Origin of the sequence: Aeromicrobium sp. Root344, assembly GCF_001425755.1 — a bacterium.
Lineage (GTDB): Bacteria > Actinomycetota > Actinomycetes > Propionibacteriales > Nocardioidaceae > Aeromicrobium.
Map to the genome: position 1 here is coordinate 2,904,205 of NZ_LMDH01000001.1, position 22,464 is coordinate 2,926,668.

Genomic DNA, 22,464 nt, shown 5'->3' on the forward strand with positions numbered 1-22,464 from the left:
GGCTCCCCGCGTGGACCGCCGCCTCGAGCTCGTCGCCGACTGCAGCAGCTGCTTCGGGCTGTGCTGCGTGGCACTCGCCTTCGAGAAGTCGGCGGACTTCCCGATCGACAAGTCGCCCGGTGAGCCGTGCGTCAACCTGGCAACCGACTTCAGCTGCGGGATCCACGCATCCCTCCGCGACGAGGGATTCCGCGGCTCCGCCGTGTACGACTGCTTCGGCGCCGGCCAACGCATCGCCCAGCACACGTTCGGCGGCACGAGCTGGCGTGAGGCGCCGGAGACCTCCGCCGCGATGTTCGCTGCTCTCCCGGTCATGCGCCAGCTGCACGAGATGCTCTGGTATCTCGCTGAGGCGCTCACCGTGCCCGCCGCCGAGCAGCTGCGCCCCGACCTCGAGATCGCGTACGCCGAGACCGAGGCCCTCGCGCGTACGGACGCCGGCGCGCTGGCGGCGCTCAGCCTCCCGGGTCACCGGGCCGTGGTCGATCCGTTGCTGCAGCGCACGAGTGAGCTCGTACGGGCCGAGCACCGCGGGCCCGAGCGCCGCGGAGCCGACCTGATCGGCGCCAAGCTCGCGAAGTCGGACCTGCGTGGCGCGAACCTGCGTGGCGCGTTGCTCATCGCAGCGGACCTGCGGGACGCGGATCTCCGGGCGGCAGACCTCATCGGCGCCGATCTGAGAGACGCCGACCTCGGTGGCGCGGACCTGACCGGCAGCCTGTTCCTCACCCAGACCCAGGTCAACTCGGCGCGGGGGAGCGTACGCACGAAGATCCCCAGCGTGCTCGTGCGACCTGAGCACTGGGCAGGGTAGGAAGGACACATGGAGGCTGTCGACGCGCTCAAGGAGATCGGGTTCTGGCTCGAGCGGGAGCTCGCCAAGACCTACCGGGTCGAGGCCTTCCGCAAGGCCGCGGCTGCGATCGAGCACCTGTCACCGGACGAGCTCAGCCGGCAGGTGAAGGACGGCAGCCTCAAACGCGTGAAGGGGATCGGTGACCGTACGTTCGGGATCATCGCCGAGGCTGTGGCGGGCGACGTGCCCGGCTACCTCGTCGATCTGCGGGAGCGAGGTCAGAAGCCTCTTGCGGCGGGTGGCACCACGCTGAGGGCCAAGCTGCGCGGCGACCTGCACAGCCACTCCAACTGGTCCGACGGAGGCTCGTCGATCGCCGAGATGGCCCGGGCGGCGGTGTGGCGTGGCCGGGACTACCAGGTCATGAGCGACCACTCGCCCCGGCTGACGATCGCCAACGGGCTCAGTGCCGAGCGGCTCGCCGAGCAGCTCGACGTGATCGCCGAGGTCGATGCCGAGCACGACGACCTGCGGCTGCTCAGCGGCATCGAGGTCGACATCCTCGACGACGGCGAGCTGGACCAGACCGACGAGATGCTGGGGCGGCTGGACGTCGTCGTCGCGAGCGTGCACTCCAAGCTCAAGATGGACCGCGACCTGATGACCCGGCGGATGGTCAACGCGATCGCCAACCCCCACACCAACGTGCTCGGACACTGCACCGGGCGCCTTGTCGCGGGGTCGCGTGGTGGCCGCGACCAGTCGCGGTTCGACCCTGAGATCGTGTTCGCCGCGTGCGAGAAGTTCGACGTCGCGGTCGAGATCAACTCCCGGCCGGAGCGTCGCGATCCGCCGAGCCGGCTGATCCAGATCGCGCTCGACTACGGCTGCCTCTTCGCGATCAACACGGACGCGCACGCGCCTGGGCAGCTCGACTTCCTCGACTACGGTGCCGAACGCGCGGCGGCCAACAAGGTGCCGGCGTCCCGCATCGTCACGACCTGGCCCGTCGAGCGCCTGCTGGAATGGTCACACGCGAAACGTTGACGCCTTCTCGCCCATACAAGGCCGTGCTGTCCGGGACTGGGAGCACGGGCTCGGACTCAGTGGAGGCTCTGGGCGAGCTCTGAGACCGTGACCTGGGTGGGCGGCGTCGCGTCTCGCCCGGTGACCTCGTCGTAGACGTCGATCAGGCGCGTCAGGTCCTTGACCATGCGCCGGGCCCGCGCCGGCTCGTTGCCGCAGTCGGCGCGGCACTCACCAGACGCGGCCACGCGGTGCGCAACGACGAGGGCCTTGGCGGCGTACGCCTCGGCGGGCTCGAGATCCGGTGTCATGACGAACGCGAACACCCGCGACGCGTTGAGGTGGAAGCTCGTGTGCGCGGCGTCCAGGTCGCCAGGCTGCCGCGGACAGGCCATCGCCTCGTCGATTGCCCGGCGTACGTCGGTGGAGTCGCCTTCGCGGCTCAACCAGGCCTCCGCCTCGTCGATCGCGCCGGTGACGCGGCTCCGCGCTCCCGGCTCCAGCAGCGCCGTGACCTGGCGCGCCTGCTCGATGCGGAGGCTGGCGCGCAGCTCTGGCGAGTCCTCCGTCGTCCCGAACAGGCGGCCGATCAACGGCACCAGACGTGGGCGGTCGCCGTCACGCAGGAGGTCGTTCGTGGTCCTGGCCTCGTGGGCCAGCATCGGGTGGGTGCACTCGGGTCGGTCGCTCCACGCCTCGCCGGCGAGCAGCGCGACGTACTCCATCACGCACGCCTCGCCGTGATCGGCGTCGTGGGAGCCGGCGGACAACGTCGGCAGGGCCTCAGGCACGTTCATCGTCACCCCTCCAGTGTCCCGCGTGCGTCAAGCCGCAGTCATTCCATCAGCAACGCCGCGAGGGTGCCGCCGAGGTCTCGTGCTGCCTCGAGGTCGGCGTCGGCGACGTCCCCCATGATCTCGAGGATCTCGGCGGACTGCGTCCACGCCAGTGCCTGCACGATGCTCCGCACGGATCGCACGGCACCGGTCGTGTCGTAGCGGCCATGCACCCACAGTCCGTACGGCTTCTTGCCGTCGGCGCCCCGGCCCGCAGAACCGTCCTCCGCGAGCGACCCACCCGCCTCGAGGAAAATGGTGTCGAAGAAGTGCTTGAGGGCCCCGCTCATGTAGCCGAAGTTCGCGCTGGTGCCGAGCAGGTAGCCGTCAGCGCCGAGCACATCGTCGGCGTTGGCCTCCAGCGCCGGACGAATGATGACGTCCACGCCTTCGATGGCGTCATCCGTCGCACCTTCGACCACGGCGTCGGTGATCCGTCGCAGGTTCGGCGTAGGGGAGTGGTGGACGATCAGCAACCGTGCCATGGCACGAGACTAGTCAACCGACGCGGGCGCACCCGGTGCCGAACCGCGGCATCGAGTAGGTTCGCGACATCAGTCGCACACTGACCGGGGGATGAGGTGTCGCCATGGCGATGACGGCGTACGTACGTCGGCCGGTTCGGCCCCTGCTCGCGTGCCTGGCTCTGGTGCTGATGGCTGGCTGCGGCCACACCGACACACCGCTGAAGTTCACGACGATCGCCGACGCCAAGGCGTTCTCTGGCACGCGCTCGGACGTCAAGTCGGGCTTCGACGCCGCGGCCGCCTCAGCCACGGACGCGGTCGAGGGCGGCGGTATCCGCAACGGGGACCGGGTCCGCGACGTGACCTGCGGTGAGGCGTACGGCAAGGAGTTCCGCGAGCTCGAGATCGGTGGCTCGTTCGTCACCAGCGGGGTGGAGCTCGAGGACGTCGTGTCCCGGGTGCGACAAGCGTGGGACGAGCAGGGGTGGTCGGTCGAGCTCACCGACCCGGACCGGATCATGGTGACGACCGAGACGTCCACCGGCGTGCGGGTGACGGGGTGGGCGACGGTGCAGGAAGCGGCAGGCGACCCGTCGCTCGTCGCGGTCAGCCTCAAGGTCGGCACTGGTTGCCTCAAGCTCCCGAAGTCGGTGGCAGACAACCTCTGACCGCTCTCGTACGGCTGGATCACGTCAGCCAGGCCCGCCGCCAGGACGCGCACTGGATGCCCTCTCGCAAGCGAATATCCACTGCGTATTTGGCTTCATGTGACTACCATCACGTATGGAGTTCGAGACAGCTGCGCGGGCCATTCTCGCCAACATCGAGAAGGTCATCGACGGCAAGCCCGAGGCCGCAGAGGCCGCATTGGTCGTATTTCTCGCCGAAGGTCACCTCTTGATCGAGGATGTGCCCGGCGTCGGCAAGACCGTCCTCGCCAAGGCCCTCGGCCGGTCGGTGAGCTGCTCGGTGCGACGCATCCAGTTCACCCCTGACCTGTTGCCGTCCGACATCACGGGCGTATCGGTCTACAACCAGGCCGACCGCGAGTTCGAGTTCAAGCCCGGCGCGGTGTTCGCCAACATCGTCATCGGCGACGAGATCAACCGTGCCTCGCCCAAGACGCAGTCGGCGCTGCTCGAGGCCATGGAGGAGCGCCAGGTCACGGTCGACGGCACGACGTACGTCCTGGCGAGCCCGTTCACGGTCGTCGCGACACAGAACCCCTACGAGATGGAGGGCACGTACGCGTTGCCCGAAGCACAGCGCGACCGCTTCATGGCCCGCATCTCGATGGGTTACCCCGACACCGACGCCGAGCTCGCCATGGTGCGGGGCCGCGACGCCGAGAACCCGTTCGACGGCCTCGAGTCGGTCGCGTCGATCGAGGACGTCCAGTCGATGATCGCTGCTGCCCGGGCGATCTACGTCTCCCCGGCCGTCGAGCACTACGCCGTCAACATCACCCAGGCGACCCGCGTCGACGCAGACCTGCGCCTCGGTGCCAGCCCGCGCGCGACGCTCCAGCTCGTCCGTGCGGCCAAGGCGCGCGCGGCGATCCAGGGCCGCGACTACGTCCTGCCGGACGACATCGACGCGCTCGCTCCGGTCGTACTGCCACACCGGTTGATCCCGATGCGAGGTGCCTCCAGCGTCGAGGACATCGTCGACCGCATCATCGCCGAAACGCCGGTCCCGGCCGGCGCCGTCCAGCCGAGCTGACCGGCATGACGAGCGAGAGTCCCGCCGGCCGCCTCAGACGGGCGGCGAGCTCGGTCGTGCTCACGCGGCGCGGCTTCGGGTTCCTCGTCGCGGGCCTGGCCAGCTTCGTGGCCGCCCCGATGCTGTCGCTGCCGGCGTTGCTCTACGTCACGGGCCTGCTGATCGGGTTGGTCCTGTTCTCCGCCGTGTTCGTCTTTGCCGGCCACTCACGCGTACGCATCGAGCGCTCGTTCGCGCCGCAGGTCGTGCCCCCGGGACAGATGTCCCGCTCGACCGTACGCATCACGAACCTCTCGGTCCTGCCGTGCCTCGAGGCCAGGTGGTCCGACGACCTGCCGCACGGCATCTCGGGCGACGCCTCGGGCATCCTGCCCGCGCTGGGCGGCAGTCATGGCACCGATTCGCGGGTGTCGTTCTCGTACGCGTTGCAGGGCCTGCGGCGGGGTCGCCACCCGATCGGGCCGCTGCGCGTCAACGTCCTGGACCCCTTCGGCCTGGTCTTCCGCCGCCACACGTTCGGCAGCCCGGAGATGTTGACCGTGCTGCCGAGGCGAGTCGACCTGCGGCCCATCGCGCCGCGCGGGACGAGCGAGGACGGGGCGACCCGACCTGCGCCGCAGCACGTCGGACTCGGTGAGGACGACGTCATCGCCCGAAACTACCTGCCCGGCGACGCCATGAAGCGGCTCCACTGGAAGGCCACGGCGCACCGCGGCGAGCTCATGGTCCGGCAGGAAGAGCAACAGCTCACGCCTCGGGCTGCGGTCGTCCTCGACTGCGAGCCCGCCAGCCAGGGCACGGCCCAGGACCGTCAGGGACAGTGGGAGTTCTCGTCGGTGTTCGAGTGGTGCGTCGTCGCGACGGCCTCGATCACCGCGCACCTGGTCAAGGCCGGATATGTCGTGGTGCTGCAGTCCAACGGCACAGGGATCGACCGCTTCATCGCCGACGGGCAGGACACGCTCGAGGACGCCATGGTCGACCTCGCGGTGATCGACCCCGAGGAGCATGACAACGATCGGCGGGTGGCGCCCGAGCGCGCCGTGTTCATGGTGCTGGGCCGCGTGAGCGTCGAGCGGGCGCAGCACTGGGCTCACGTCATGACGACCTCCCGTGCCGTGCTGGCGCTGGTCACGTCCAACACCTCGCCCGAGGCGCGCGGGATCCTCGAGGATGCGCGCTGGCGGGTCGTGACCTACGGCCCCAAGGACGACATCCGCGAGCTGTGGAGCGAGTTCGACGGGAAGCGTGCGCATGCTGCGGGCTGAGGCTTCGACGCAACGCGTCACCCACCGCACCGCGCGTGACACGTGGTTCGACCACCTCGTCATCGGCGTGGCGTTCGCCTTGCTGCTGTCGGGCTTTCGCAGTGTGATCACCGGCAACGACTGGTGGATCACGACGATCCTGGTGGCCACGCTCACGGGGCTGGCGTGCGCCGTGCTCCGCGCAGTCGGACTCCGCTGGGTCGCCCCGATCGCCATCGTCGTGGAGCTGCTGGCCCTCGCCTGGATCTTCGTGCCCGGCACGCTGATCGGGATCGTCCCGACCTTCGACACGTTCCGCGAGCTGGGCAACCTGGCGTCGGCAGCGCAGGACATCATCATCGAGGAGCAGGCCCCGGTTGCCGCCGCGAAACCCGTGGTTCTCGTGATCGCGAGCTCGTTCGGGCTGCTCGTCATCGTCGCTGACGTCCTGCTCCAGCGCCGCCGCGCCGCATCGGGCATCGGGCTGCTGTTGCTCTCGGTGTTCGCCACCCCGGCGCTGATCTCCGGCGACACCCCGTCGATGTGGTTGTTCGTCGTGGTGGCCGCCCTGTGGCTTGTGATCCTGCGGTCCAGGACGGCGCTCGGAGGGACGCTCGCGCGCCGCCAGCGTGGCCCGGCGGTCGTCCTGGCCACCGCCGCGCTCGCGGCGTCGGTCGCGTTCCCGCTGTTCTCGCCCGACGTCAGTGCGGTCGCGACCTCCTGGGGCAAGCCGCCGCCGGCGGTCTTCGGCCGCGGCATCAATCCCATGCTCGAGCTCGGGCAGAACCTGCGGCGCAACGGCACCACGACGGCGTTGACCTACACGACGGGCCTGCCGGAGGCGCCCTACCTCAAGGTCGCGACGCTGCGGAACTTCACCGGCAAGACCTGGAAACCCGGCACCAACCAGCAGTTCGCCGCTCCCGAGGGCGAGGAGGCGATCAAGGCTCTTGGCATCAAGGTCGAGAAGGAGCTGACGACCATCACGATCCGGCAGCTCAAGACGACGATGCTGCCGTTGCCCTATCCGATGACCAAGGTCACCGGCCTGAAGGGCAAGTGGCTGGACGGATTCGGCCTCACGATGATCTCGACCGACGATGACACCCGCGGCCAGAAGTACTCGGTCACGAGCCTCGACGTCCAGCCGACTGCCACCCAGATGCGCGCCATCACGACCAGTCCGGCTGATCTGCTCCTCCAGGAGGAGACCAAGCTTCCCCCAAAGACGCCGGCGATCATCGGGGAGACCGCCCGCAAGGTCACCGCGGACGCCACGAACGAGTACGACCGAGCCGTCGCCCTGCAGGACTATCTGCGCAACGACGGCGGATTCGCCTACTCCGAGACCGCTCCGGTCGCCGACGGCTACGACGGCAACGGCGTCGACGTCATCGCGGAGTTCCTCAAGAAGAAGTCCGGCTACTGCGTGCACTTCTCGTCGGCGATGGCCGTCATGGCTCGCACCCTGGGCATCCCGTCCCGGATCGCCGTCGGCTACGCGCCGGGCAGCGTCGTGGGCATCAAGGACGGCCAGAACCAGTACGAGGCGACGTCGGACGACCTGCACGCCTGGACCGAGATTTACTTCAAGGGCATCGGCTGGGTCGGGTTCGAGCCCACCCCGAGCATCGGTTCGGCGACGTCCTTTCGGGAGCCGGGCTCGTCCTCGACCAGCACCGACGGAGGCGAGGTCGCCAACAGCCCTCGAGGCGCCGTGCGCGAGGAGACCAACAACGTCGACAGCACGGGCGCCACGACGTCGGAGGCATCGCAGACCGCACCCCGCACTGCGCTCATCACGTTCGCCGCGCTGCTGCTGCTCGTCGGCATCCCGGCGCTGCTCCGCTGGGCCCGCCGTCGCTGGCGTTTCGGCCGGGCCGGCTCGTCGGTCGAGCCCTTGTGGCGAGAGCTCGAGGACACGGCGCGCGACTTCGGTGTCCCGTTCTCACCGACCGACACCCCGCGGGGGTTCGCGACCCGGCTCGGGGCCCGCGACGGCATCGACCACGAGGCGCTCGGCCGCCTGCTCCAGCGCATCGAGCGGGCGCGGTTCGCTCGCGCGGCGGTCCAGGAGGGCGACGGCGCCGACGACCTGCGGGCCGTCATCGACTCCCTGGCCGCCGGTGCGTCTCGCAAGGAACGGTGGCGGGCGATCGCGCTGCCCCGCTCGTTGTCGGGCCGGCGAGCGTACGTGCCGGACGGCCCGCTGCAGCCGGTGTCAACGCTCGGGTAGGGGAGCCGTCCCCTCTCCGAAAGGATTCCCGCCGAGCTCTTCGCGGCCGTGCGGGGTGAGCCAGAGCTCGGGCTCCGGGCCCTTGGGCACGATGCCGGTCGGATTGATGTCGGAGTGCACGACGTAGTAGTGCGTCTTGATCTGGTCGAAGTCGATCGTCTCCCCGAATCCGGGCGTCTGGAACAGGTCCCGCGCGTACGCCCACAGGACCGGCATCTCCGTGAGCTTCTGGCGGTTGCACTTGAAGTGGCCGTGATAGACCGCGTCGAAGCGCGCGAGCGTCGTGAACAGGCGCACGTCGGCCTCGGTGATCGAGTCCCCCATGAGGAAGCGGCGGGTCGCGAGCCGCTCCTCAAGCCAGTCCAGCGCCGTGAACAGCCGGTCGTACGCCGCTTCGTACTCCTGTTGAGATCCGGCAAAGCCGCAGCGGTAGACCCCGTTGTTGACCTCGGTGAAGATCCGCTGCATGACCTGGTCCATCTCGTCGCGGACGTCGGCAGGCCAGAGGTCGGGGGCACCCTCGCGGTGGAACTCGGTCCACTCGGTCGCGAAGTCGTGGGTGATCCACGGGAAGTCGTTCGTCACGACCTGACCCGTCGGGACGTCGACGATCGCCGGGACCGTGATGCCGCGCGGATAGTCGGGGTAGCGCTTGAAGAACGCCTGCTGCAGCCGCTCGATGCCGAGCACCGGGTCCACGCCGCCGGGGTCGAGGTCGAAGGTCCAGCTGCGCTCGTCGTGCGTCGGCCCGCAGTAGCCGATCGAGATCGCGTCCTCCAGCCCGAGCAGCCGGCGCACGATGATCGACCGGTTGGCCCACGGGCAGGCGCGGGCCACGATCAGTCGATAGCGACCGGCCTCGACGGGCCACCCGTCCCGGCCGTCGCGCCTGATGCGGTCGGGGATGTAGTTCATGTCGCGGTCGTAGCCCTTGCCGGGCTCGACGTAGGACGCAACAGATCGGTCAGAGGATTGCTCGTGGAGGAACTCAGCCATACTGATAAACTACCGATCACTATGCGGATCCAGAGCCTGCTCCTTCTCTGCCGCGTCGAGGTCCTCTAGGTCGGACCCCTCGGCGCGGAGTTTGTCACGTACCGGCCGCTCACCAGCCAGACAAACACCCCGAGGATCCCGATGACGACCTACGCCAACACCCCGCAGCAGCCCAGCGGCATGCCGCACCACCGCTACCAGCCGTTCGTGCCGATCGAGCTGCCCGACCGGACGTGGCCGGGCACGACGATCACGCAGGCGCCCCGCTGGTGCGCCGTCGACCTCCGTGACGGCAACCAGGCCCTGATCGACCCCATGACCCCGGCCCGCAAGCTGGCGATGTTCCAGCTGCTCGTGCGCATGGGCTACAAGGAGATCGAGGTCGGCTTCCCGAGCGCCAGCCAGACCGACTTCGACTTCGTACGCCAGCTCATCGAGGGCGACCACATCCCCGACGACGTCGTGATCCAGGTGCTGACGCAGTGCCGTGAGCCCCTGATCGACCGCACCTTCGAGTCGTTGGCCGGCGCCAAGCAGGCGATCGTCCACTTCTACAACTCGACCTCGACGTTGCAGCGACGTGTGGTGTTCGGGCTCGACAAGGACGGCATCACCGACATCGCGACGCAGGGCGCGCGCCTGTGCATGAAATACGCCGAGATCCACACGCCCGACACCAAGATCTCCTACGAGTACTCACCGGAGTCCTACACCGGCACCGAGCTCGACTACGCGCTCGAGGTCTGCAGCCGGGTCATCGACGTCATCGATCCGACGCCCGACTGGCCTCTGATCATCAACCTGCCGGCGACCGTCGAGATGGCCACGCCCAACGTGTACGCCGACTCGATCGAGTGGATGAACCGCAACCTGCCCCGCCGCGACAGCATCATCTTGTCGCTGCACCCGCACAACGACCGGGGCACGGGCGTCGCGGCGGCCGAGCTCGGCTACATGGCCGGCGCCGACCGCATCGAGGGCTGCCTGTTCGGCAACGGCGAGCGCACCGGCAACGTCTGCCTGGTCACGCTGGGGCTCAACCTGTTCAGCCAGGGCATCGACCCGCAGATCGACTTCCACGACATCGACGCGATCCGCCGCACGGTCGAGTACTGCAACGAGCTGCCGGTGCCGGAGCGGCATCCGTACGGCGGCGACCTGGTCTACACCGCGTTCAGCGGATCGCACCAGGACGCGATCAAGAAGGGTCTGGAGGCGCTGGCCAAGGATGCCGCCGACCAGGGCAAGCACGTCGACGACATCGACTGGGCGGTGCCCTATCTGCCGATCGATCCCAAGGACGTCGGCCGCACGTACGAGGCGGTGATCCGCGTCAACAGCCAGTCCGGCAAGGGCGGTGTGGCCTACATCCTCAAGAACGACCACCAGCTCGACCTGCCGCGCCGGCTGCAGATCGAGTTCAGCCAGGTCGTGCAGGGCCTCACCGAGGGCGAGGCCGGCGAGATCGAGCCGAGCGAGATCTGGGCGGCGTTCGAGCGTGAGTACCTCGCGCGCCAGGAGCCGTACGACCTGGAGAGCTTCCGCTCCGTGACGGCCGAGGACGGCAGCGACCACCAGGTCGTCTCGCTCCGCGTGCGCGGCGAGGTCACGGAGTTCCGCGGCGAGGGCAACGGTCCGGTCGCGGCGTTCGTCGACAGCCTGCGACAGGCGGGCGCCGACATCAACCTGCTCGACTACTCCGAGCACGCACTGCTGCCGGAGTCCGAGGGCGCGACGACGCAGGCCGCGGCCTACGTCGAGTGCGATGTCGCCGGCGAGACGGTGTGGGGAGTCGGCATCCACAGCAACATCGTCACGGCCTCGCTGCGGGCTGTGGTGTCCGCCGCCAACCGCGCCGCCGCCCAGACGATCCCGGGCTGACCACGGGTGTCCTGCCGCCGGTTCACTCCGGCGGCAGGACCCACCCGAGGGCGTGGTCCACGGCGCGGTTCCATTGCGTCGACTCTCGCTTGCGCACCGCTGCATCCATCTGTGGCCGCCACACCGCGGCGACGTGCCGGTGGTGGCTGAGGGTCGCGAGGTCGGACCAGTAGCCGACGGTGAGCCCTGCGGCGTACGCGGCGCCGAGGCAGACGGTCTCCGAGACGAGCGGACGCTCGACCGAGGCGTCGAGCACGTCGCTCAGCATCTGCATGAGCAGGTGGTTCGACGTCATGCCGCCGTCGACGCGCAGCGTCTCCAACGTCAGCCCGAGGTCGCGTCGGATCGCTTCGACGACCTCCCAGGTCTGCCACGCGGTCGCCTCGAGCACCGCGCGAGCGAGGTGCGCCTTGGTGACGAACGACGTGAGGCCGACGATCACTCCACGAGCGTCCTGGTCCCACCGCGGGGCGTACAGGCCGGAGAACGCCGGGACGATGTAGCAGCCACCGTTGTGGTCGACCGACCGGGCGAGAGTCTCGATCTGCGGTGCCGTGGGGATGATCTCGAGGGCATCGCGCAGCCACTGGACGAGGGAGCCGGCCATCGCGATCGAGCCCTCGACGGCATAGACCGGGGCGTCGTCGCCGAGTGCGTATGCGACGGTCGGCAGCACGGACGGCCCGGGAGTCGGCCGTTCGGGACCGGTGTTGATCAGCAGGAACGCTCCGGTGCCGTACGTGCACTTGGCATCGCCGGGCTGGAAGCACGTCTGGCCGAACAGCGCCGCCTGCTGGTCGCCGAGGGCGCCGGCGATGGGCACGCCCTGCAGTGGTGCGACGCACGTGCCGTAGACCTCCGCGTTGGAGCGGATGCTCGGCAGCCCGGCGCGCGGGATGTCGAGCAGCTCGAGCATCGTGTCGTCCCACTGCCCGGTCGAGAGATCCATCAGCATCGTGCGGCTGGCGTTCGTCACGTCGGTGACGTGGACCCCGCCGTCGAGGCCGCCGGTGAGGTTCCAGATCAGCCAGCTCTCCATCGTCCCGAACAGCAGCTCGCCGGCCTCGGCCCGAGCCCGCAGCCCCCGCCGGTGGTCCAGCAGCCAACGGAGCCGCGGGCCGGCGAAGTACGTACGCGGTTGCAGCCCGGTCACGGCCATGACCTTGTCGGTCGCGCCCTTGGCGACGAGGTCGTCGACGATGTCGGACGTACGCGTGTCCTGCCACGTGATCGCCGGTGCGACGGAGCGTCCGGTCGCTCGGTCCCAGACGACCGTCGTCTCGCGTTGGTTGGCGATGCCCAGCGCGGCGACCTGCCGGTGGTCGAGGCCGGCCTGCGCCAAGGCCTCTGGCACGAGGCGTTGCACGTGGCGCCAGATCTCGTCGGCGTCCTGCTCGGCCCAGCCCGGACGCGGAAAGGTCTGGTGGTGCTCGCGCTGGGCCAGGGAGCGGGTCCGGCCCTGCCGGTCGAAGATCATGCAGCGCGTCGACGTGGTGCCCTGGTCGATCGCGGCGATGACGGTCTCGTTCACGCGTGCAGGCCCAGCGAGCGGGAGATCGAGGCGGCCGTCTCTGTCGTCGCGCGAATGATCGTGTCCAGTGGCGGCCCGGCGTGGCGGAACACCTTCTCGACCGGCCCGGTGACGGCGAGCGCGCCGACGCCGATGCCGCCGTAGCCACGTAGCGGCACGGCAAGCGCACCGATCCCGGGTATCAGCTCGCTGCCCTCGGACGACCAGCCGCGGGCGCGGATGCGGTGCAGCTCCGCGTCGAGCGCCGCACGGTTGACGAGCGTGCGCGGCGTGTAGCGCTCCAGCTGGCGCGGGCTCGAGGGCGTACCGGCGACGAACCCCAGCATGATCTTGCCCAGGGCGCTCGCGTGGAACGGCAGCACCTCGCCGATGCGCAGCTGCTGCACCGAGCCACCCGGCCGGAAGACGTGATGCACGATGCGGGCGCCGTCAGGGTCGGGGAAGCCGATGTGCACCTCGAGCCGGGTGCGTGACGCCAACGCGTCCGACCAGTTCATGGCGTGCGAGCGCAGGTCGTTGGGGTCGAGCCCCGACTCGTGGAGGTTGCGGATTCCGTCGCCCAGCGAGTAGTCGGACGTGGCGCGGTCCTGGTGGACGAAACCGACGTCGCGCAGCGTGCGGACCAGTCCGAAGATCGTTGGTTTGGGCAGGTCGAGCGCATCGGCGATCTCCGAGAGCCGCAGCGGTCGACCGGCCCCACCGAGGATGCGAAGGACCGCGGCCGCACGCTCGACAGATTGGATCGCCCCCGGCACATCAGTGACGTTAGCGCGCACATGGTGAGGCGCCAGCCCGCTCGTTCGACGATGTCGAACGCTCGACCTTGAGGCACCTCATACCGGGTCCTAGCGTCGCTCGAGGCGGCACGAGCCGCCCGGACAGTGAGGTTTTCGACATGAAGAAGAACACTCTGTGGGGTGAGATCTCGGCCGAGCTGCTCGGCACGATGATCCTCATCCTGTTCGGCACCGGCGTCGTGGCGCAGGTCGTCACCGGCGACGGCGCCGCCGGCGACCACGACTCGATCGCGTGGGCCTGGGGCATCGGCGTGACGCTCGGTGTCTACGTTGCGGCGCGCATCTCGGGGGCGCACCTCAACCCGGCCGTGACGATCGCCCTCGCAGCGTTCAAGGGCTTCGAGTGGCGCAAGGTCGCGCCCTACATCGCGGCGCAGGTCGTCGGCGCGTTCATCGCGGCGCTGATCATCCGGGCGACGTACGCCGACCTGATCGACAAGATCGATCCTCACCACACGTACGCCTCGCAGGGCATCTTCTCGACCTCACCGACCGCCGGCGTGTCGATCCCTTCGGCGTTCCTCGACCAGGTCGTGGGCACCGCGATCCTCGTGTTCGTGATCTTCGCCCTGACGACCGCGACCAACAACCCGCCGATGGCCAACATCGGCCCGGTCGTCGTGGGCCTGCTGGTCGTGGCACTTGGCATGGCGTTCGGCGGCAACGCGGGATATGCCATCAACCCGGCTCGTGACTTCGGGCCGCGTCTGGCCTCGTGGATCACCGGCTACGGCGACGCGTGGTGGAGCACCAGCGGCAGTCACCCGCTCTACTTCTGGCTGCCGATCGTCGCGCCGATCCTCGGTGGCCTCATCGGTGGCGCGCTGTTCACGTACCTCATCGAGCGCCACCTGCCCGACGAGCCCGAGGAGATCACGGTCTCCGAGCCCGTGCAGGAGCCGGCCCGTCAAGCCGTCCGCGAGGACGCGGACAGCCTCGTATGACCAGCCCGCGGACCACCGTCACCACTCACCCCAGCGAAAGGCCCCACCATGGCTGAATACGTAGGATCCATCGATCAAGGCACGACCAGCACCCGCTTCATGATCTTCGACCACAGCGGCAACGAGGTCGCCCGCCACCAGCTCGAGCACGAGCAGATCATGCCGCAGGCCGGCTGGGTCGAGCACAACCCGGCGGAGATCTGGGAGCGTACGTCCGCGGTCATCCAGACGGCGCTCACCAAGGCCGGCCTCGGCGCCGAGGACCTCGCCGCACTGGGCATCACGAACCAGCGCGAGACGACCGTCGTGTGGAACAAGAACACCGGTCGGCCCTACTACAACGCGATCGTGTGGCAGGACACCCGCACGGACCGGATCGCCAGCGCGCTCGACCGTGACGAGCGCGGCGAGATCATCCGGCGCAGGGCGGGACTGCCCCCGGCGACGTACTTCTCCGGCGGCAAGATCCAGTGGATCCTCGAGAACGTCGACGGCGTCCGCGAGGCGGCTGAGAAGGGTGAGGCGATCTTCGGCAACACCGACAGCTGGATCATCTGGAACCTCACGGGTGGCCGCAACGGCGGAGTCCACGTCACGGATCCGACCAACGCGAGCCGCACGATGCTGATGGACCTGGAGACGCTCGAGTGGGACGACGAGCTGCTGGGCTTCTTCGACATCCCGCGGGCGATGCTGCCCGAGATCAAGCCGTCGTCGACCAAGGAGCCGTACGGCGTGACGCTCGAGAACGGGCCGTTCGGCGGCGAGGTCCCGATCACCGGAATCCTCGGCGACCAGCAGGCGGCGACGGTGGGGCAGGTCTGTTTCGCCCCCGGCGAGGCCAAGAACACCTACGGCACCGGCAACTTCATGCTGCTCAACACCGGCACCGAGCTCGTGCGCAGCAACGCCGGTCTGCTCTCCACGGTCTGCTACCAGTTCGGCGACGACAAGCCGGTGTACGCCCTGGAGGGCTCGATTGCGGTGACGGGTTCGGCCGTGCAGTGGCTGCGTGACCAGCTCGGCATCATCTCCGGCGCAGCCCAGTCGGAGTCGCTGGCCAGGCAGGTCGAGGACAACGGCGGGGTCTACTTCGTCCCGGCGTTCTCGGGTCTGTTCGCGCCCTACTGGCGGTCGGACGCCCGCGGGGCGATCGTCGGCCTGTCGCGCTTCAACACCAACGCCCACCTGGCGCGGGCCACGCTCGAAGCCATCTGCTACCAGTCCCGCGACGTCGCCGAGGCGATGGAGAAGGACTCCGGGGTCGTGCTCGAGGTGCTCAAGGTCGACGGCGGCGTGACGGCCAACGAGCTGTGCATGCAGATCCAGTCCGACGTCCTCGGTGTCACGGTCAGCCGTCCGGTCGTCGCGGAGACCACCGCGCTCGGTGCGGCGTACGCGGCGGGTCTCGCGGTCGGCTTCTGGAGCTCGACCGACGAGCTGCGGGAGAACTGGAACGAGTCGAAGCGGTGGGAGCCGCAGTGGGACGACGAGCAGCGCGAGACCGGGTACGGCCAGTGGAAGAAGGCCGTCACCCGGACCCTCGACTGGGTCGACGTCAGCTAGCCAACCTCCGCACACACGAGCACCACGACATCGAGAGGTACGAGCATGAAGTCAGCACCCCTGTCCCCGCAGTCCCGCGAGGACGCACTCGAGGCGATGGCTGCCACGACGCTCGATGTCCTGGTGATCGGCGGTGGCGTCGTCGGGGGCGGAGCAGCCCTCGACGCCGCCACCCGCGGCCTGACGGTCGGCCTGGTCGAGGCGCGTGACCTGGCATCGGGCACGTCCAGCCGCTCCAGCAAGCTCATGCACGGCGGGCTGCGCTACCTCGAGATGCTGGACTTCCGGCTGGTCGCCGAGGCGCTCAAGGAGCGCGGACTGCACCTGCAGAGGCTGGCGCCGCACCTGGTCCGGGAGGTCCCGTTCCTTTACCCGCTGCAGCACCGGGCGTGGGAGCGGGTCTACGCCGGCGCGGGCGTCGCGCTCTACGACGCGATGAGCAAGGCGTCGGGCTACGGGGCGGGCGTCCCGCTGCACCGCCACCTGACGCGCCGCGGAGCGCGAGCCATCGCCCCGTCACTGCGCAAGGACGCACTCGTCGGTGCGCTGCAGTACTACGACGCCCAGGTCGACGACGCCCGGCACACGATGTTCCTGTCGCGGACCGCCGCGGCGTACGGCGCACACGTGGCAACGCGGGCCAGGGTCATGTCACTCGTCAAGGAGGGCGGTCGGGTGGTGGGCGCGGAGGTGCGTGACCTCGAGTCCGGCCGCACCATCACCGTCCGGGCCCGGCAGGTCGTCAACGCCACGGGGGTCTGGACCGACGAGACGCAGGCGTTCGCGGGGGAGCGCGGGCAGTTCCACGTACGCGCCAGCAAGGGCGTGCACCTCGTCGTGCCGCGAGACCGCATCCGCAGCGACTCGGGCCTGATCCTGCGCACCGAGAAGTCCGTGCTGTTCGTGATCCCGTGGGGTCGCCACTGGATCATCGGCACGACCGACACGGACTGGTCGCTGTCCAAGGACCACCCCGCCGCGAGCCGCAGCGACATCGACTACCTCCTCGAGCACGTGAACAAGGTGCTCGTCGAGCCGCTGACCCACGACGACGTGGAGGGGGTCTACGCCGGGCTGCGTCCGCTCCTGCGTGGTGAGGACGAGGCGACCAGCAAGCTGTCCCGCGAGCACGCGATCGGGCATGCCGCGCCGGGACTGATCGTCGTGGCGGGCGGGAAGTACACGACGTACCGGATCATGGCCAAGGACGTCATCGACGAGGTCGCCCACGCGCTGGAGGGACAGCTCGAGCGCCGCGTGCCCCCGTCCGCCACCGAGCACGTGCCGCTGCTCGGTGCCGAGGGGTGGGACGCCGTCTCCAACCAGCGCCAGCTCCTCGCCCGGGATTCCGGGCTCCACGACGAACGGATCGTTCACCTGCTCGGCCGCTACGGGTCACTGATCCACGAGCTCCTGGCGCTGGTCGCCGAGGAGCCCGACCTGGGCCTGCCGCTCGAGGGTGCGCCGGACTATCTGCGTGTCGAGGTCGTCTACGCCGCGACGCACGAGGGCGCGCGGCACCTCGACGACGTGCTGACGCGCCGTACGCGCATCTCGTTCGAGGAGTTCGACCGCGGCGTGACGGCCGCGCCGATGGTCGCCGACCTGATGGCGCGGGTCCTTGGCTGGGACGAGGCTCAGCGGGCCAACGAGGTCGACCACTACGTCAAGCGAGTCGAAGCCGAGCGGGAGAGCCAGACCATGCCGGACGACGACACGGCTGACGCCGCGCGCAAGGGTGCGTCCGACGTCGTGCCGGTCACCGTCCTCGGCTAGGCGCTCCGGTCGCGGCGCTGATCGATCACGAGGCTGATGAGGGCCAGGGCCGCAAGGGCCGCGACCGCGGCTGAGAACGAGGTGCCGGCGGACGTCAGTCCCCAGTGCTGCGCGGCGACACCCTCGCCGATCACGGGCAGCGAGATCGCGACGTACGCGACGACGAAGAACGCCGAGGTCACGCCCGCGCGCTCATGGGGATCTACCTTGGCCAGCACCGACGCCAGCCCCTTGCTGAACGAGAGCCCCTGCCCGGAGCCTGCCGCCACCGCCGCGACCAGCATGAGCGGGACCGACTCCGTCTGCAGGCCCCAGACCAGCACGAGCATGCCGACCACGAGCAGCGCGCACCCGGCGTTGACGGCCCGCGTCGTCGGGAGGCCCCTGAGCGCCACCTGGGCGATGACGGAGGCGCCGAACACCGTGAAGACGACGAGTCCCTCGAACGCCGGACTCGGGCTGGTCAGCGCCTGCGCGACGAACCGGGGCGACACGGCCACGAACAGTCCCATCACGGCGAACCCGGCGAAGCTCGCGGTGCCGGCGGCGACGAAGGTCGTACGCACCTTGGCGGGGACCGCGAGCCGCTGGAACGACGGACGTGAGCCGGGCACCACGTCGACGGTCTCGGCGACCCACCACACGAGGGCGACTGCGATCAGCGACAGCCCGAGGTGAACGAGGAACGCGAGGTGCACGTCCCACGGAAGCCAGTCGACCAAGGCGCCCGCGACGAGGGGCCCGAGGCCGAGCCCACCGATGTTCGCAGCCGTGGCCAGCAGTGCGGCGCGGGATCGCCAGCCGGCGGGTGCCGCCTCGACGACAGCAGCCGTCGCGGTCCCGACGAAGATGCCGGCCGACAGTCCCGACAGCACGCGCCCGACGAGCAGCGCGCCGGTGTTGCCGGCGAGCAGGAAGACCACGTCGCTGGCGATCGCTGCGCCGAGCCCGGCCAGCAGCAGGGGGCGACGGCCCAGCGCGTCGGACCACCGGCCGAACGCGAGCAGCGCCGCGAGGACGCCGAAGGCGTACGTCGCGAAGATCACCGTCGACATCGTGATCGAGAAGCCGAAGCGCCCTTGGTAGATGACGTACATCGGCGTCGGCAGCGTCGTGCCCATCATCGTCACCGCGAAGGCGTACGCAAGAGCCGCGAACGCGCGACCACCACTGAGTGACGTCATGACCGAAGTCAACCAGCGAGGCGGGCCCCGCGTTCCCGACGTGCCGTGGATCACTGCACCGGCCGGTACAGTAAACGGCTCTCGCACGCGCTACGCTCGGGGGGACGCCGACCACCCTCGGCGCAGTGTTCCACCGAAGTGAGATCCATTTCGGTCGTGAGGAGGATTCGTGGCGCGCATCATCAACCAGGTCGCGGTGTTCGGGCTCGGCAAGGTCGGCGAGCTCGTCGCCGTCATGCTGGGCGAGTCGGGCTTCAAGGTCATCGGCTACGACTCAGCGCCGCGTGACGACCCCGGGTTCGAGGTCAAGCCGCTCGACGTGCAGGACACCGCCGGGTTGCGGGAGTCCCTGCGTGGGGTCGACGCCGTGGTGTCGTGCTTGCCCTATCACCTCAACATCGACGTCGCCGAGGCCGCGTACGACGCCGGCACTCACTACTTCGACCTGACCGAGGACGTCCCCACGACCAACCGGGTCATCGAGCTCGCCGCCGAGCAGAGCGCCTCAGGCGCGCGAGGTGCGGCGTTCGCCCCGCAGTGCGGCCTCGCACCGGGCCTCATCGGCATCATCGGCGCGTCGATCGCCAAGACGTTCGACGAGATCCGCTCGATCGAGCTCAAGGTCGGCGCCCTGCCGCAGAACCCGACCGGACTCCTCGGCTACGCCATCAACTGGTCGCCCGAAGGCGTCGTCAACGAGTACCTCAACGACTGCGAGGTGCTCCGCTCGGGCAACCGGCAGATGGTGCCGGCGATGACCGAGAAGGAGCGCGTGTTCATCGGCGGCATCGAGCTCGAGGCCGCACTGACGTCCGGCGGGCTCGGCACGATGTGCGAGACGTACGAGGGCCGGGTGCACCGCCTCGACTACAAGACGCTGCGCTATCCGGGCCACTTCGACCAGATGCACTTCCTGTTCGACGAGCTCAACCTGCGCGAGCAGCGCGACCTCGTCGGCAAGATGCTGGTCGACTCCAAGCCGCCAGTCAACGACGACGTCGTGTTCATCCACGCCGCGGTCGAGGGGGTCAAGAACGGTCACCCGTTCCGCGAGAACCACGTACGCGCCTACAAGCCGCTCGACATCTCCGGTCGCACCTGGCGGGCGATCTCGTGGACGACGGCCGCCTCGGCGGTCAGCGTCGTCGAGCTCGTCGCCGACGGCACGTTGCCGCACTCTGGATTCATCAAGCAGGAAGACATCACGCTCGAGCAGCTGTTCTCGACACAGGCCGGGCGCCACTTCGCCGAGCAGGGAGAGGTCTGACATGACCGACATCGCCACACGTACGCAGGACATCCTCGACCGCCTCGGTGCGGGCCATCCGTTCGTCGCCGACGGCGACCTGGTCTGCCGCTCGCCGATCGACGGCGGCGAGATCGGCCGGCTCCGGTCACACACGCCCGACGAGGCCTCCGACGTCATCGGCCGCGCCCAGGCGGCGTTCGAGCTGTGGCGCAGCGTGCCCGCACCCGTACGCGGTCAGTTCGTCCGCGAGCTCGGCGAGCTGCTGCGCGAGCACAAGGACGACCTCGGCGCCCTGGTGTCGATCGAGGCCGGCAAGATCGTGTCGGAGGGTCTGGGTGAGGTCCAGGAAATGATCGACATCTGCGACCTGGCCGTCGGCCTGTCGCGCCAGCTGCACGGTTTGACGATCGCCACGGAGCGCCCGGGTCACCGGATGATGGAGCAGTGGCACCCGCTGGGCGTCGTCGGTGTCATCTCGGCGTTCAACTTCCCGGTCGCGGTGTGGTCGTGGAACGCCGCGCTCGCGTTCGTCTGCGGCGACGCCGTGGTGTGGAAGCCGTCGGAGAAGACCCTGCTCACCGCACTGGGCTGCCAGGCGCTCGCCGCCGAGGCCGCTCGTCGGGCCGGCGTGCCCGAGGGCCTCTCGGCGGTGCTGCTGGGCGACTACCGCATCGGAGAGGTGCTGGTCGACGACCCGCGCGTGCCGCTGGTCTCGGCGACCGGCTCGACCCGCATGGGCAAGCAGGTCGCGCCCCGCGTCGCGGCCCGCCTCGGACGTACGCTCCTGGAGCTCGGCGGCAACAACGCCGCGATCGTGGCCCCGTCCGCCGACCTCGACCTTGCCGTGCGCGGCATCGTGTTCTCCGCCGTGGGCACCGCCGGTCAGCGCTGCACGTCGCTGCGGCGCATCATCGTGCACGAGTCCATCAAGGACGACCTCGTCGCCCGCCTCAAGGCGGCCTACGAGACGCTGCCGATCGGCTCGCCGCTCGAGGCCTCCACCCTGGTGGGCCCGCTGGTCGACCAGCCGGCGTTCGACGCGTTCGGCGCAGCAGTCCAGCAGGCCACCGCCGACGGCGGCGACCTGGTCACCGGCGGCACGGCTGCCGAGGTCGACGGTGACGGATTCTATGTGCACCCGGCGATCATCGACATGCCCAAGCAGACCGAGATCGTCAAGGCCGAGACGTTCGCCCCGCTGCTCTACGTGCTGACCTACTCCGACCTCGACGAGGCGTTCGCGCTGCACAACGAGGTCGCGCAGGGCCTGTCGTCGTCGATCTTCACCCTCAACGTGCGTGAGGCCGAGCAGTTCATGTCGGTCGTCGGCTCCGACTGCGGCATCGCCAACGTCAACATCGGCCCGTCGGGCGCCGAGATCGGCGGAGCGTTCGGCGGCGAGAAGGAGACCGGCGGCGGCCGCGAGTCCGGCTCCGACGCCTGGCGCGCCTACATGCGCCGCTCGACCAACACGGTCAACTACTCCACCGAGCTCCCGCTCGCGCAGGGCGTCGAGTTCGTCTAGGCCCAGATCGCCGGAGCCACGTGGTCGCGTGGCTCCGGCGGCAGGCGCTCGGCGACACCGTCGGCGAATCGCCGCGCGGTCCACGCTGCCGCGGCCGCGTCGACGACGTCGTCAGGCGCTGCACCACGTACGCGTGTGGCCGGCACGACCAGGCCCTCGCGCCCGAGCAGCTCACGCCGGATCGCCGCTCCGGCCGCCGTCCGCTTGGGTTGTCGCACGACGGCGCCGTTCATGGCTGCGAAGCAGACCTCCGGGTGCACCTCGATGACCGGCACGGCCGGACCGGTGGCCAGCCAGTCGTGCACGTCGGCGATCTTGGGCAGGATGCCGAACGCCTGCCGGCTCAGGCCCTTGCCGAGTGCTGCCTTGTTGGCGGCGTTGGCCTCGTCGTACGTCTCGGCGCGCAGTGCGCCCAGCGCCGGTGAGCTGAACACGGTCGACGCGCGCCCGGGCAGGCGCCGGCGCGCGTACGCCTCGGGTGCCCGGTCGCCGTCGCTCGACAGGCCGATGGGAGTGTCGATCGCGACGACCTCGATCGCGTGGTGGCTCATGGCCTCGCGCACCAGCTGCTCGATGTCGAGCGCGACGAACGTCGTGACGTCGTCGCCCCACGCGACGCCGACCCACCCGACAGGACAGCCGTCGACGCCCAGCACCGTCATGTCCCGATCCTTGCACTGGCAAC

General features: G+C 69.5%; 19 protein-coding genes. 12 read left to right on the forward strand and 7 right to left on the reverse strand.

Annotation, left to right across the window (positions count from 1 at the left end):
* Positions 1 to 10: 10 nt before the first annotated feature.
* Both ASC61_RS14285 and ASC61_RS14290 read left to right on the forward strand, forming a co-directional pair.
* Positions 11 to 814 (forward strand): pentapeptide repeat-containing protein, encoded by an 804-nt coding sequence (locus ASC61_RS14285; protein WP_235503563.1) that lies wholly within the window; start codon positions 11 to 13, stop codon positions 812 to 814.
* A 9-nt stretch (positions 815 to 823) separates the two neighbouring features.
* Positions 824 to 1,843 carry a PHP domain-containing protein gene (locus ASC61_RS14290; RefSeq protein WP_056212987.1) on the forward strand — a complete coding sequence of 340 codons (1,020 nt, stop codon included), beginning with the start codon at positions 824 to 826 and terminating at the stop codon, positions 1,841 to 1,843.
* A 56-nt stretch (positions 1,844 to 1,899) separates the two neighbouring features.
* Here ASC61_RS14290 and ASC61_RS14295 read toward each other — a convergent pair whose 3' ends face one another.
* Both ASC61_RS14295 and ASC61_RS14300 read right to left on the reverse strand, forming a co-directional pair.
* Positions 1,900 to 2,619 (reverse strand): hypothetical protein, encoded by a 720-nt coding sequence (locus ASC61_RS14295; protein ID WP_157439502.1) that lies wholly within the window; start codon positions 2,617 to 2,619, stop codon positions 1,900 to 1,902.
* A 38-nt stretch (positions 2,620 to 2,657) separates the two neighbouring features.
* Positions 2,658 to 3,143 (reverse strand): flavodoxin family protein, encoded by a 486-nt coding sequence (locus ASC61_RS14300; RefSeq protein ID WP_056212991.1) that lies wholly within the window; start codon positions 3,141 to 3,143, stop codon positions 2,658 to 2,660.
* Between the two features lie 104 nt (positions 3,144 to 3,247).
* Here ASC61_RS14300 and ASC61_RS14305 point away from each other — a divergent pair, with 104 nt between their 5' ends.
* From ASC61_RS14305 to ASC61_RS14320, 4 genes are all read left to right on the forward strand, one after another.
* Positions 3,248 to 3,793 (forward strand): hypothetical protein, encoded by a 546-nt coding sequence (locus ASC61_RS14305; RefSeq protein ID WP_056212993.1) that lies wholly within the window; start codon positions 3,248 to 3,250, stop codon positions 3,791 to 3,793.
* A gap of 115 nt (positions 3,794 to 3,908) precedes the next feature.
* Positions 3,909 to 4,847: an AAA family ATPase gene (locus ASC61_RS14310; protein WP_056212995.1), complete on the forward strand. Its 939-nt coding sequence runs from the start codon at positions 3,909 to 3,911 to the stop codon at positions 4,845 to 4,847.
* A 5-nt stretch (positions 4,848 to 4,852) separates the two neighbouring features.
* Positions 4,853 to 6,115, forward strand: coding sequence for a DUF58 domain-containing protein (locus ASC61_RS14315; RefSeq protein ID WP_056212997.1), 1,263 nt, complete (start codon positions 4,853 to 4,855; stop codon positions 6,113 to 6,115).
* Positions 6,102 to 8,330, forward strand: coding sequence for a transglutaminase TgpA family protein (locus ASC61_RS14320; protein WP_157439503.1), 2,229 nt, complete (start codon positions 6,102 to 6,104; stop codon positions 8,328 to 8,330). Before ASC61_RS14315 ends, ASC61_RS14320 begins: the two co-directional genes overlap by 14 nt.
* Here ASC61_RS14320 and ASC61_RS14325 read toward each other — a convergent pair.
* Complete coding sequence (locus tag ASC61_RS14325) at positions 8,316 to 9,245, reverse strand: glutathione S-transferase family protein (protein WP_442854220.1); 930 nt, start codon at positions 9,243 to 9,245, stop codon at positions 8,316 to 8,318. The two genes, ASC61_RS14320 and ASC61_RS14325, sit on opposite strands and share 15 nt — an antisense overlap.
* A gap of 222 nt (positions 9,246 to 9,467) precedes the next feature.
* Between ASC61_RS14325 and leuA the strand changes: the two genes are divergently transcribed.
* Complete coding sequence (gene leuA, locus ASC61_RS14330; protein WP_056213003.1) at positions 9,468 to 11,207, forward strand: 2-isopropylmalate synthase; 1,740 nt, start codon at positions 9,468 to 9,470, stop codon at positions 11,205 to 11,207.
* 22 nt (positions 11,208 to 11,229) lie between these two features.
* Here the strand turns inward: leuA and glpK (ASC61_RS14335) are convergent, their stop codons facing one another.
* Both glpK (ASC61_RS14335) and ASC61_RS14340 read right to left on the reverse strand, forming a co-directional pair.
* A complete protein-coding gene (glpK, locus tag ASC61_RS14335; RefSeq protein WP_056213004.1) occupies positions 11,230 to 12,738 on the reverse strand; it encodes a glycerol kinase GlpK in 1,509 nt (502 codons plus the stop codon).
* Entirely contained in the window at positions 12,735 to 13,493 is a 759-nt protein-coding gene (locus ASC61_RS14340) for an IclR family transcriptional regulator (RefSeq protein WP_056213006.1), read from the reverse strand. The genes glpK (ASC61_RS14335) and ASC61_RS14340 overlap by 4 nt, the downstream gene beginning before the upstream one ends.
* A 140-nt stretch (positions 13,494 to 13,633) precedes the next feature.
* Between ASC61_RS14340 and ASC61_RS14345 the strand changes: the two genes are divergently transcribed.
* The 3 genes from ASC61_RS14345 to ASC61_RS14355 are packed head-to-tail and all read left to right on the forward strand — an operon-like array spanning position 13,634 to position 17,821.
* Positions 13,634 to 14,479, forward strand: coding sequence for an MIP/aquaporin family protein (locus ASC61_RS14345; RefSeq protein ID WP_056213008.1), 846 nt, complete (start codon positions 13,634 to 13,636; stop codon positions 14,477 to 14,479).
* Between the two features lie 48 nt (positions 14,480 to 14,527).
* Positions 14,528 to 16,045, forward strand: coding sequence for a glycerol kinase GlpK (gene glpK, locus ASC61_RS14350; protein WP_056213010.1), 1,518 nt, complete (start codon positions 14,528 to 14,530; stop codon positions 16,043 to 16,045).
* A gap of 45 nt (positions 16,046 to 16,090) precedes the next feature.
* Complete coding sequence (locus tag ASC61_RS14355) at positions 16,091 to 17,821, forward strand: glycerol-3-phosphate dehydrogenase/oxidase (RefSeq protein ID WP_056213012.1); 1,731 nt, start codon at positions 16,091 to 16,093, stop codon at positions 17,819 to 17,821.
* Here the strand turns inward: ASC61_RS14355 and ASC61_RS14360 are convergent.
* Positions 17,818 to 19,005, reverse strand: coding sequence for an MFS transporter (locus ASC61_RS14360; RefSeq protein WP_056213014.1), 1,188 nt, complete (start codon positions 19,003 to 19,005; stop codon positions 17,818 to 17,820). The genes ASC61_RS14355 and ASC61_RS14360 overlap by 4 nt on opposite strands.
* A gap of 169 nt (positions 19,006 to 19,174) precedes the next feature.
* Between ASC61_RS14360 and ASC61_RS14365 the strand changes: the two genes are divergently transcribed.
* Positions 19,175 to 20,272 (forward strand): saccharopine dehydrogenase family protein, encoded by a 1,098-nt coding sequence (locus tag ASC61_RS14365; RefSeq protein WP_082530681.1) that lies wholly within the window; start codon positions 19,175 to 19,177, stop codon positions 20,270 to 20,272.
* A gap of 1 nt (position 20,273) precedes the next feature.
* Positions 20,274 to 21,779, forward strand: a complete 1,506-nt coding sequence (gene amaB, locus ASC61_RS14370) for an L-piperidine-6-carboxylate dehydrogenase (RefSeq protein WP_056213016.1) — start codon at positions 20,274 to 20,276, stop codon at positions 21,777 to 21,779.
* Here the strand turns inward: amaB and ASC61_RS14375 are convergent.
* Positions 21,776 to 22,441 carry a DUF429 domain-containing protein gene (locus ASC61_RS14375; protein ID WP_056213018.1) on the reverse strand — a complete coding sequence of 222 codons (666 nt, stop codon included), beginning with the start codon at positions 22,439 to 22,441 and terminating at the stop codon, positions 21,776 to 21,778. The genes amaB and ASC61_RS14375 overlap by 4 nt on opposite strands.
* Positions 22,442 to 22,464 lie beyond the last annotated feature (23 nt).

Bases quoted from the DNA above. Each gene is read 5' to 3' on its own strand.
- ASC61_RS14325 (WP_442854220.1), bottom strand. From the start codon at position 9,245: ATGAACTACATCCCCGACCGCATCAGGCGCGACGGCCGGGACGGGTGG.
- ASC61_RS14345 (WP_056213008.1), top strand. From the start codon at position 13,634: ATGAAGAAGAACACTCTGTGGGGTGAGATCTCGGCCGAGCTGCTCGGC.
- ASC61_RS14300 (WP_056212991.1), bottom strand. From the start codon at position 3,143: ATGGCACGGTTGCTGATCGTCCACCACTCCCCTACGCCGAACCTGCGA.
- ASC61_RS14320 (WP_157439503.1), top strand. From the start codon at position 6,102: ATGCTGCGGGCTGAGGCTTCGACGCAACGCGTCACCCACCGCACCGCG.
- ASC61_RS14360 (WP_056213014.1), bottom strand. From the start codon at position 19,005: ATGACGTCACTCAGTGGTGGTCGCGCGTTCGCGGCTCTTGCGTACGCC.
- glpK (WP_056213010.1), top strand. From the start codon at position 14,528: ATGGCTGAATACGTAGGATCCATCGATCAAGGCACGACCAGCACCCGC.
- ASC61_RS14305 (WP_056212993.1), top strand. From the start codon at position 3,248: ATGGCGATGACGGCGTACGTACGTCGGCCGGTTCGGCCCCTGCTCGCG.
- ASC61_RS14355 (WP_056213012.1), top strand. From the start codon at position 16,091: ATGAAGTCAGCACCCCTGTCCCCGCAGTCCCGCGAGGACGCACTCGAG.
- ASC61_RS14310 (WP_056212995.1), top strand. From the start codon at position 3,909: ATGGAGTTCGAGACAGCTGCGCGGGCCATTCTCGCCAACATCGAGAAG.
- ASC61_RS14295 (WP_157439502.1), bottom strand. From the start codon at position 2,619: ATGAACGTGCCTGAGGCCCTGCCGACGTTGTCCGCCGGCTCCCACGAC.
- leuA (WP_056213003.1), top strand. From the start codon at position 9,468: ATGACGACCTACGCCAACACCCCGCAGCAGCCCAGCGGCATGCCGCAC.
- ASC61_RS14375 (WP_056213018.1), bottom strand. From the start codon at position 22,441: ATGACGGTGCTGGGCGTCGACGGCTGTCCTGTCGGGTGGGTCGGCGTC.
- ASC61_RS14290 (WP_056212987.1), top strand. From the start codon at position 824: ATGGAGGCTGTCGACGCGCTCAAGGAGATCGGGTTCTGGCTCGAGCGG.
- amaB (WP_056213016.1), top strand. From the start codon at position 20,274: ATGACCGACATCGCCACACGTACGCAGGACATCCTCGACCGCCTCGGT.
- ASC61_RS14315 (WP_056212997.1), top strand. From the start codon at position 4,853: ATGACGAGCGAGAGTCCCGCCGGCCGCCTCAGACGGGCGGCGAGCTCG.